The organism is Candidatus Erwinia haradaeae (genome assembly GCF_900698985.1).
In the GTDB taxonomy this organism is placed as follows: Bacteria; Pseudomonadota; Gammaproteobacteria; order Enterobacterales; family Enterobacteriaceae; genus Erwinia_E; species Erwinia_E haradaeae_B.
In genome coordinates this window covers 38,854-50,271 of sequence record NZ_LR217730.1, presented here as the reverse complement: position 1 = coordinate 50,271, position 11,418 = coordinate 38,854, and the positions used below count along the sequence as shown (strand labels likewise).

10 protein-coding genes are annotated in these 11,418 nt (G+C 30.1%); 8 read left to right on the top strand and 2 right to left on the bottom strand.

What is annotated here, in order from left to right:
* Positions 1 to 360 precede the first annotated feature (360 nt).
* A complete protein-coding gene (rsxD, locus tag ERCIPSPA2889_RS00155; RefSeq protein ID WP_157988873.1) occupies positions 361 to 1,434 on the top strand; it encodes an electron transport complex subunit RsxD in 1,074 nt (357 codons plus the stop codon).
* Entirely contained in the window at positions 1,434 to 2,069 is a 636-nt protein-coding gene (gene rsxG / locus ERCIPSPA2889_RS00150; RefSeq protein ID WP_157988872.1) for an electron transport complex subunit RsxG, read from the top strand. Before rsxD ends, rsxG begins: the two co-directional genes overlap by 1 nt.
* A gap of 848 nt (positions 2,070 to 2,917) precedes the next feature.
* Here the strand turns inward: rsxG and gntU are convergent.
* Both gntU and gntK read right to left on the bottom strand, forming a co-directional pair.
* Positions 2,918 to 4,258 carry a gluconate transporter gene (gene gntU / locus ERCIPSPA2889_RS00145; RefSeq protein WP_157988871.1) on the bottom strand — a complete coding sequence of 447 codons (1,341 nt, stop codon included), beginning with the start codon at positions 4,256 to 4,258 and terminating at the stop codon, positions 2,918 to 2,920.
* Positions 4,255 to 4,806: a gluconokinase gene (gntK, locus tag ERCIPSPA2889_RS00140; RefSeq protein WP_157989399.1), complete on the bottom strand. Its 552-nt coding sequence runs from the start codon at positions 4,804 to 4,806 to the stop codon at positions 4,255 to 4,257. The genes gntU and gntK overlap by 4 nt, the downstream gene beginning before the upstream one ends.
* A 1,835-nt stretch (positions 4,807 to 6,641) precedes the next feature.
* Here gntK and atpB point away from each other — a divergent pair.
* From atpB to atpG, 6 genes are all read left to right on the top strand, one after another.
* Entirely contained in the window at positions 6,642 to 7,463 is an 822-nt protein-coding gene (gene atpB, locus ERCIPSPA2889_RS00135; RefSeq protein WP_157988870.1) for a F0F1 ATP synthase subunit A, read from the top strand.
* Positions 7,464 to 7,531: 68 nt separating this feature from the next.
* Positions 7,532 to 7,774 (top strand): F0F1 ATP synthase subunit C, encoded by a 243-nt coding sequence (gene atpE, locus ERCIPSPA2889_RS00130; protein WP_157988869.1) that lies wholly within the window; start codon positions 7,532 to 7,534, stop codon positions 7,772 to 7,774.
* Positions 7,775 to 7,888: 114 nt separating this feature from the next.
* Entirely contained in the window at positions 7,889 to 8,374 is a 486-nt protein-coding gene (gene atpF / locus ERCIPSPA2889_RS00125; protein ID WP_157988868.1) for a F0F1 ATP synthase subunit B, read from the top strand.
* Positions 8,374 to 8,907: a F0F1 ATP synthase subunit delta gene (locus ERCIPSPA2889_RS00120; RefSeq protein WP_157988867.1), complete on the top strand. Its 534-nt coding sequence runs from the start codon at positions 8,374 to 8,376 to the stop codon at positions 8,905 to 8,907. Before atpF ends, ERCIPSPA2889_RS00120 begins: the two co-directional genes overlap by 1 nt.
* A gap of 14 nt (positions 8,908 to 8,921) precedes the next feature.
* Positions 8,922 to 10,463 (top strand): F0F1 ATP synthase subunit alpha, encoded by a 1,542-nt coding sequence (gene atpA / locus ERCIPSPA2889_RS00115; protein ID WP_157988866.1) that lies wholly within the window; start codon positions 8,922 to 8,924, stop codon positions 10,461 to 10,463.
* 57 nt (positions 10,464 to 10,520) lie between these two features.
* The gene (gene atpG, locus ERCIPSPA2889_RS00110; RefSeq protein WP_157988865.1) at positions 10,521 to 11,390 is read left to right on the top strand and encodes a F0F1 ATP synthase subunit gamma; all 870 of its coding nucleotides are present in this window, start codon (positions 10,521 to 10,523) and stop codon (positions 11,388 to 11,390) included.
* Positions 11,391 to 11,418 lie beyond the last annotated feature (28 nt).

Genomic DNA, 11,418 nt, shown 5'->3' with positions numbered 1-11,418 from the left:
AGTGACTCAGGTTACGCAAGACGCAAATATCTATAAATAATAGTAATTATCCAAGAAATAATAAATATTATTACTGTTCCCTGCAGTATCCATAGTGGACTAATATAAGGTTAATTTTTATTAGACTTTCTAAAACTTAAGAATAGGGTAATGGAAAAGTTATTTCACCTAATGTATTATACAAAATATATTCAACACCGATATATACAATTATGCGCTCAAATTCATAATCATGCTATAAAAATAATGAAACTTCTTTATTTATATCACTTATCTATCGTATTAATTCAAACATGTATATTTCATACATCAAAATTAGAAAATATATTTTATATCTAAAATACTGGAGTAATCGGTTATATGACTACTTGCATGACCACTTACTATGGGTTAAACAACAATCGCAACACCAACCGAATTATGCTTTTAGTCTTGATTGCAACTATACCAGGTTTAATTGCACAATATTACTCATGTGGTTGGGGAAATCTAATACAAATTTTTATTTCTATCAACGTAGCTCTTATCGCTGAAGCTATAATTTTATATCTGCGTCACTACCCCATATTAAAAACTCTACAAGATAACTCAGCGCTACTAACTGCCGTATTGCTAGGTGTTAGCATACCAGCGCTATCTCCTTGGTGGGTAATAACAATTGGTACATTATTTGCGATAATAATCGCTAAACAATTATATGGAGGACTCGGAAATAACCCATTTAATCCAGCTATGGCTGCCTATATAATGCTACTAATTTCTTTTCCAGTACAAATGACTACATGGTACTCTCTTCATGGAGTGAAAAATATTCAACCTAGTTTCGCGAGTACTCTAGAGATAATTATCCATCCAAAAACGCAGACCAACTTAAACCAAACAAAAAAAAAACTACTAGATATCGATTCTATCACGCAAGCTACCCCGCTAGATCACTTTAAAACCAGCCTACATGAAGGGTTTAGAACCAACCAAATTCTTTCGCAACCGATATATAATAATATGCTAATATATAGCCCAAGTTGGCAATGCATTAATGCTAGTTTTTTACTTGGAGGAATATTCTTATTAATTACACGTGTAATTCGTTGGCACATACCTCTAGCATTTTTAACCTCTCTAGCAATCTGTTCAAGTATAGGTTGGTTTTTCTCTTCTGATCACTTACTACCACCTTTAGCTCACTTATTTTCTGGCTCTACCATGCTAGGTGCATTTTTTATTTCTACAGATCCTGTTACTTCGGCAACTACTAATCAAGGGCGCTTAGTTTATGCTGCGCTTATTGGATTTTTAACATGGCTCATCCGAAGTTATGGTGGTTATCCGGATGGTTTAGCATTCGCAGTATTATTAGCCAATATGTGTGTACCTATAATTGACTATTATACAAAACCACGTGTTTACGGACATTATACGAAGAGGATACTATAATGTTAAACATTATGCGAAAAAATGGGATAATCCTTGCTATATTTGCTGCCATCACTACAGGCTTCACAGCAATCATTCATGAGATAACAAAACCTAAAATTCAAGCCCAAAGAACTTTAATACGGCAAAATCTATTAGATCAAGTTCTCCCATTAAAACTATATAATAATAATCTTCAATCATCATGTTATATCGTCTGCAATCCAGAACTAGGTGATAACAGAGATCATCGATTGTATATAGCAAAAAAAGACGAAAAACCTGTAGCAGTAGCGCTAGAGACTACTGCATCTGGTGGTTATTCTGGTAATATTAAAATAATCGTAGGAGCTAATTTTAATGGTCTAATTTACGGAGCTCGAGTGCTCGAACATCACGAGACACCGGGACTAGGTGATAAAATTGAATTACGCTTTTCTAATTGGATCAATAGTTTTTATTATAAAACAGTAAATAAACATCATCAGGCTAACTTTGCAGTAAAAAAAGATGGAGGAGATTTTGATCAATTTACCGGTGCAACAATTACTCCAAGAGCAGTAGTAAATGCAGTAAAACATAGTACCTTATACATTCAAACTTTACCAAAGACAATGTCTCATCTTAAAAAATGTAATAAAAATATTGAAGAATAAAATCAATAAAAATTTTTCATCAATAATCATTAAAAATGTTCATCTAATGTATAGAAAAATAAATCATACACTATAAAAAGCTAGAATGTTCAATTTTAGTCAAAAAAACTCACTATTATTAATACATACTAACTGCATAATCAATTGCTAATAAAAATTAAACCATAACGTACTAAATAAATCAAAATCTTTATATAATAGCGCTGATAATTAAATAAATAAAAAAATTTTCTATACTATGCAAAGACATATATTATATATCTCTCATATTAAAAATATTAAAAATTTTTTATATAAACTGCATGGTATTAATGTTATTTTTATAAAAAATATTGTCCATATAAAAAATAATCAAAAGTTACTATGATAAGTATCATAGCATGGAGATTTTTTAGAAAATCACAAATAAAAACTTATACAATAGTCAGCAAAATTCTTAAATCTTATTTAATAACACATACATAAAATAGAACGACTATACTATAAATATAATTAATAGTATTCATATTTTTATGATAAAGATTTGAACAATCCTAATCGTAATCGTATACTTTTTTTTGCGAATACTCTAGATGCAAAACTATATACATAGACATATCTATAACTATTTCTAATACATGGATATCTAATTAAAACATTTTAACATCATTCTAATTACTGCTTTATAGCAATAATTTTTTCCTGTACCTCTGACAATCAAATAGATAAATAAAAAAATCTAAAACATAAAATTACCACAGGCCAAAATATCAAAAAGCATCACTAGTTATAGTCATCTAAAAATGTATTCTCAAGCTTATAGAATGAAATTTTCTCCTATAATAATTTACCATTATCTATTTAAAAAATTATGATAATAAATTAAAAGCTATAATCCCGATTACCCCTCCTATACTTCCTAAAATAGTCTCCATTAGTGTCCATGTCCTTAATGTTTGAGATTCTGTAGCAGAAGTAAAACGACTAAATAACCAAAAACCCGCATCATTCACATGGCTTAAAATGATAGAACCACCAGAAATACACATGGATAATGCTGCTAACTGTGCCCCAGAATAATGCAAAGGATCAATAATAGGTGTTACTAAACTGACCACTGTTAAACAAGCAATAGTAGCTGATCCTTGAATGATCCGTACCACACCAGCCAACACAAAACATGCCACCGCAATTGGTAAATCTGATCCTATTAAGACACGACCCAAAGTTGCCCCAATACCGGAATCTACTAAAACTTGCTTAAATACGCCACCAGCACCAATAACTAGAAGAATAATACCTGCAGGATGAAGTGATGACGCACAGATCTGCATAATTTTATCTTTATCGATACCATAGGGACGCGCTATACCATAAATAACTAGTAAACATGCAATAAGAATAGAAATAAATGGATGACCAATTAACTCTAAAAAATTATACATACTTGTATCTGGAGAAGTAAAGCACTCTCCAATTACTTTAAGACATACCAAGATTAGCGGACATAAAATCAATAACAAACTTACAGGAAGAGATGGCAGATGATTAATCTTCAACTGAGTCACAGTATCTTCATGAATCTTCTGGAATTGAACGTATTGACTAATAAAGCCACCAAATATAGGACCTGCAATTAACATTCCTGGAATAGCTGCACAAATTCCTAATAATATCATCCACCCAAAATCTGCATGCATTTGCAAAGCTAACAGCATAGGCGCCGGACCAGGTAATAAAAAAGCAGACGCAGCCGCCATCCCAGAAAATAAAGATAAAAGTAACTTTACTAAATTTTCTCCAGTACGAAATCCAACTGCAAAAGCAATACCAATCAATAGAACTACTGCCACCTCAAAAAATAAAGGTAAGGCACAAATCAATCCTGCAACACCCAGCGCATAAGAAGCACTACGCTCACTAAAGATTTTTAATATAAAAAAAGCAATCTGATTTACTATACCAACTTCCTGAAGTATTTTACCAAACATCGCTCCAAGCGCCACAACAATAGCAAGAAATCCGAGTGTCCCGCCCATTCCCTTTTGCATAGTAGAAGTAATCTGTTCTAGCGGCATGCCAGAGGCGATACCCACAAAGATAGAAATTAAAATTAGCGCTATAAAAGCATGCATGCGTTCTTTCATAACTAAAAACAACAAAAGAAATACCGAACCAACTGCTGTTAATGTCATTGTTATTGTATTCATGAAGATTCCTCTATGTGAGATCGAATAACATCTTCAATGATTTTGATAGTGGCATTTATAACACACTGCAATGATTGATTAACATTCACTAACCACACATCTTTTTCATCATTACCTGGATCTTCTAAAGTCGCAAATTGTGTTATCAACATTTGAGACTGAAAAAAATGTCCTTTACGCGCCTGAAGACGTTCTTGTATAGTCTTAAAATCCCCTTTAAGATAAATAAATGATAGATTAGAATGATCCATGCGCAATATATTTCGATAACTCTTTTTAAGCGCAGAACATACAATGAGTGACAATTTATTAGTACTCTGCATAGCAAATATCGCATCATTAATAGCTTTTAGCCACGGATAACGATCACTATCACTTAATGCATGCCCAGATGACATTTTTTTAATATTATCACGTGGATGTAAAAAATCTCCGTCTAAAACAGCAGCATGTAAATGATATGCCGCTGCATTAGCAATAGTAGATTTACCGCTACCGGATACACCCATAAATACAAACACATGGTAAAAAGGAACAGAGTAATTCATCATTTTTACTCCATCATAGATTAGAAACCCACAGTTTTATAACTCTGAAAAATGCAATTATAGTAAAAATCATTATACTTGTAATGGTCCAAAATAACATTGTATAAATAAATTGCTTACTATTATCTCTTGTGTTATATGGTTATTCATGTTAGAAATTTTCTTTTTAAAATAAAACTAATATTATCTTAAAATAATACCTTATTTTTTATAGATATTATTTTAATCTTAAAAAAATTACTAAAGGCTGACAATTTAAAAAAATATACAAAATACAAATATCTTATACTTGATAAACTTTATATATTGTAAGAAGTCAAACTACTTCAATATCTTTTTTGCAATCATTAGAAATTTTTAGAAAAAAAAGTTTAGAATCAAAATATTAAAAAAGGGTGCAACAAATTTATCAATATACTCAAGCAGTCTAGTATATTATGATTTTTCAAAAACTTAACAATAGAAATCTTTACAAAAAACAATTATTTCATATAAAAAACTCTTAACAGGTCTCATTCTTAATCATATAACCCTAAAATTTAAGACTTTGCATAGTGGTTTTATAAATTATCCAGCACTGATAAAAACTTTTTGAAATATACTGTCATTGATAAATTAAAATTTATTGACAAATTAAACTATTTAAGTATTAATATAACTATATTTACCATATAATAATAAAATTACATCATTTAAAATAAACAAATTTGTTATAATGTATTGCTTTTTTAAAAATTACTAGATTCTTTTAGCACCATCGTATATAATATATTTATATTTTATATATTAATTTAATAATTTTATTAATATAAATATCATTTATTACATAATAAATTTTAAATATATATTTTAATGTATCTTAAATAAAATATTATTATTAATCTATACTTAAGTTTCATTATATTCTTTATTCTAAATAATAATTCAAAACAAAAATAATAAAAAATCTATTTTAAGATCAAAGAAAATTTAATTTAAATTAAGATAGAGTTTATATTTTATAATTTATAATAATCAATTAATTTAAGATTAATTTAAAATATTACACTACTATTCAATCAAATCAAATTTAACATTCTTTTACTACCTTAAAACTTAAAATTTTAAAAATTTTTACAATAATTTAAATATCAAGATTTTGTTTTAATATTATAAAGAGATATTTAAAGATATTATAGAATTGTGTAATATTCTTTGATAGAATCAATATAATTATTTAAATCTTTATTAAAGATAAAAGAGTATTGTTTAATATTCTACAATGTTTAACTATAATCAAATACAATATTATTTAACTGAATTAAAAAAGATCTTTTAAAAAAAATATTAAATTAAAGTAAAATAACATTAAACTAAAACTAATAAAATTTTTAATTACGAAAGATATAATTACATAATGGCTAAATACCGTAACAAGACTTAAAATAATATTAATATATAAAATATATAAATAATATAATATATGTAATAAAATTACATAATATTAGAAAGTTTTTTTTGCATTATTTTTTCTATGAAACCAATATAACAGATATTATTAGATTTAAGTTATTACTAAATAAAAAATAAAAGATACTAAAATAAAAACATATTATTTTTATCTGTCAGACATCCTAAAAGAAAATTAAAGGGTAATTTAATTACATATTTCTTGTTTGTTGTGATTTAATCATGCTTTTGATAGTAGTAATTTACTATAATTTTTTTTCTATAATATTAGAATTTTATAATTCCTATAATTATTAAATAGCGTATGATCATTATTAACATAGTGCGCGCATCAATTATATACCTGTTATTTTATGATTTTTAATATATTAAGGGTAGTATATACTATGGCCATAGGAGAGACATCGACACTACAAGAGTATATTTCTCATCATCTGCATAATCTGCAGATTGATCTAAGAACTCTTAAGTTAGTAAGTCCAAACAACCACCCAGAAACATTTTGGATTTTAAATATTGACTCTATATTTTTTTCTATCGTATTAGGTTTTACATTTTTAATATTATTTCGCTTAGTTGCACAATCAACAGCTTACGGCACACCTGGAAAATTACAGACTGCCATTGAATTAGTGATTCAATTAGTAGATAACAATATTCGTGATATGTATCATGGGAATAGTAAAATCATTGCTCCTTTATCCTTGACAATTTTTGTATGGGTTTTTCTAATGAATCTAATGGATATTCTTCCTATTGATTTTTTTCCATATCTTGGAGAACATTATTTATTTAAACTACCATCATTAAGAGTCGTCCCGTCTACTGATGTGAACATCACACTATCTCTGTCTCTGGGGGTATTTTTTTTAATACTTTTTTATAGTATAAAAATGAAAGGTATAAGCGTATTTAGCAAAGAACTTATACTAAAACCATTTAATAATCCTATATTTATTCCCATTAATTTTATTCTAGAAAGTGTTAACCTGTTATCTAAACCAATTTCTCTTGGTCTAAGATTATTTGGAAATATGTATGCAGGCGAGTTAATTTTTATCCTTATTGCTGGTCTATTACCATGGTGGTCACAATGGATGCTCAGTGTTCCTTGGGCGATTTTTCATATCTTAATTATCTCTCTACAGGCATTTATTTTTATGATATTAACAATTGTTTATTTATCCATGGCATCTGAAAAACATTAAAATTTCTTATGATTGTTCTTTAATAACTTTTATTTATGCTTTTATACTTTTTTAAAACGGAGGTAATAATGGAACATCTAAATATGGATATACTATACATGTCTGCCGCCATAATGATGGGGTTAGCGGCGATTGGTGCAGCAATTGGAATTGGTATTTTAGGAGGAAAATTCCTAGAAGGTGCTGCTCGTCAGCCAGATCTAGTACCTCTTTTAAGGACACAGTTCTTTGTTGTAATGGGTCTTATTGATGCTATCCCTATGATTGCTGTCGGGTTAGGTCTTTATCTTATGTTTGCCGTTGCATTATAAATAATTACTAACTGGTTATTTATAAAAACTTACAAAATGAGATAAAATAGTATCTATATTTTTATCTATATAAGTAAGAGTAATGAACGTTGTATCATAATGAGGTATCGTATTATGAACATTAATGCAACCATTCTTGGACAAGCTATTGCCTTTATTATTTTTGTTTGGTTTTGTATGCATTACATATGGCCACCACTAATGACCGCCATTGAAGATCGTCAGAAAGAAATTACAGATAGCCTTGTTTTTGCAAAAAACGCCCGTAAAGAAAGTGAAATCACAAAATCTAATGCAAACACTATTTTACAAGAAGCAAAAAAAGATGCTCAAGCTATTATCGAGATAGCGAATACTCGTTACTCTCAAATCCTAGAAAAAGCAACAATTGAGGCCGAAAAAGAACGCAAGAAAATAGTAACTCAAGCTATTGCACGTATCAATATTGAACGTCAAAAAGTAACAGAAGAATTATATCAACATTTAGCGTTGCTAACTATAGAAGGTGCTGAAAAAATTCTTGAGCGCTCTATCAATGAAGATGACCATAGAAATGTAATCAATACATTGATCACTAAACTCTCGAAAGGCATAGTCTAATGTTTACAGCTAAAACCATCGCGCGTCCCTATGCGCGAGCAGCTTTTAATTTTGCCATTGAACAACAAAGTATAGACCATTGGAAAAAAATGTTAACAGTTACTACTTTAGTAGTATGTGATGCACAAATAAAACATTTAATCACAAGACCTCTTTCACCCACATTGCTTTTTGAAAGATTGATGATAATATTTGACGCTCAACTTGATTATCACACAAGAAACTTTATTAAAATAATAGTTTACAATAAGCGTTTATCTATATTACCCATTATTCTAGATCAATTTATCCAACTATGTTCTATGCATGATAATGTAAAAAAAGTAGAGGTAATTTCTTCGATAGTACTAAATCAGAATCAGCTTTCTAGAATTAGAATCGCTATAGAAAATCACCTATCATGCCATATTAAGCTTCATTGTAAAATTGATCCATCTATAATAGCAGGTGTTATTCTTAAAACAGACGATATAATCATTGATGGAAGTATACGAAGCAGAATTAAACAACTAACCAGTGCCATATTATCTTAAGGATCAAAGTGATTATGCAACTAAATTCCACTGAAATTAGCGAAATCATTAAGCAACGCATTTCTCAATTTGATATAAGTTACACAACTGATAATCAAGGTACTATTATTTCTGTAAGTGATGGTATCCTTCGAATATATGGATTATCTGATGTTATGCAAGGTGAGATGATTTCCTTACCTGATAACCGTTATGCTATGGCACTGAATCTAGAACGTGACTCTGTTAGCGCAGTCGTAATGGGTCCATATACAGATCTTACAGAGGGAACAACAGTAAAATGTACCGGTCGCATTCTTGAGGTTCCAGTTGGTCAGTCTTTACTAGGTCGCGTAGTAAATACTTTAGGCTCCCCAATTGATGGTAAGGGTATAATAAGTTATGAAAGCTTCTCACCTATTGAAGTAATTGCACCAGGCGTTATTGACCGAGAATCAGTAAATCAACCTATCCAAACAGGTTATAAATCTATCGACGCAATGATTCCTATTGGTCGAGGGCAGCGTGAATTAATTATTGGCGATCGTCAAACCGGGAAAACAACTCTAGCAATAGATACTATTATTAATCAAAAAAATTCTGGTATTAAATGTATATATGTAGCCATTGGACAAAAAGCATCTACTGTCGCTAATGTTGTTTCAAAACTAGAAGAGCACAATGCACTACTGAATACTATTGTAGTTGTTGCTACCGCCTCTGAGCCAGCAGCTCTGCAGTACCTGGCGCCTTATGCTGGATGCACAATGGGCGAATATTTCCGAGATCATGGAGAGGATGCGTTAATTGTATACGATGATTTATCTAAACAAGCTGTGGCATATCGACAAGTTTCTTTATTATTACGCCGACCACCAGGTCGAGAGGCGTTTCCTGGTGATGTTTTTTATCTACATTCCAGACTATTAGAACGTGCCTCTCGCGTAAATAAGAACTATGTAGAACGCAGTACAAACGGACAAGTAAAAGGAAAAAGCGGTTCACTTACGGTACTACCAATTATCGAAACTCAAGCAGGTGATGTTTCTGCATTTGTCCCAACCAATGTTATCTCAATTACTGATGGCCAAATTTTTTTAGAGACCAATCTATTTAATTCTGGCATTCGACCAGCGGTAAATCCAGGAATTTCTGTATCTCGAGTAGGAAGCGCAGCTCAAACAAAAATTATTAAAAAATTATCCAGTGGACTCCGTACTGCCTTAGCTCAATATCGTGAATTAGAAGCCTTTGCTCAATTTTCTTCTGACTTAGATGAAACCACACGGAAACAATTAAATTACGGTGCAAAAATTACTGAAATCCTCAAACAAAAACAAAACCAACCAATGTCTATTGCAGAACAAAGTATTATGTTATTTGCCGCTGAAAATGGATTTTTAAATGATATTGAACTAATTAATATCAACGCTTTTGAATCCACACTATTAGATTATGCTAATCATAATTATTTACCACTTCTAACTATAATTAACCATTCTGGAGATTATAATAATGAAATTGAACAACAACTTAAAGAACTCTTAGAAACATTTAAAGCTACACAATCTTGGTAATATTGCTGTATTAATAGCTATTCAGCTATTAAGAGATATGATTTTATGGAGAAGTTCATGACTAATGAAAAAGGGATACGTAGAAAAATTCTCTGCATAAATAATACGCAGAAAATCACTAAAGCGATGGAAATGGTATCTGCTTCTAAGTTACGAAAATCTCAAGATCGCATCACAGTGAGTCAACCATATATAGAAACACTGCGCCAAGTAATTAATCATATGGCTCTAGCTAATTTAGAATACAAACATCCTTATTTAAATCAGCGTCCTGTACATAATATTGGATGTCTAATAATCTCAACTGATCGGGGACTATGTGGAGGTTTAAATTTTAATTTATTTAGAAAAGTTTTAAAAAATATGCAAATCTGGTCTGCATCAGGGATTAACATTAATTTAGGCATTATAGGATATCAGGGTATTTTATTTTTTAATTCTATTAAAAGCCATGTAATAACACAAATATATGGTATTAAAAATCAACCAATTTTATCTGACCTAATAGGGCCCGTTCAAGTAATGTTGCAGGCATATGATGAACATCGCATCAACAAATTATATGTTGCTAATAATAAGTTTATTAATACTATGTCTCAATGTCCTACAATTAAACAATTATTGCCTTTTGTGCCTAAAAATGATCATTCAAAGGCTACTATACTCCATAAGTGGGATTACTTATATGAACCAGATCCAAAAACAATTTTAGACTTAGTATTAAAACGTTATATCGAAACTCAAGTATACCAAAGTGTTATAGAAAACTTAGCAAGTGAACAAGCTGCTCGCATGTTAGCAATGAAAATGGCTACTGATAATGCCGGTAATTTAATTACGGAACTTCAATTAGCATATAATAAAGCTCGACAGGCTGGGATTACTAGAGAATTAACTGAAATAGTAGCAGGTGCATCTGCAGTGTAATTATTTTCAATATGCAATAGCAATTGAT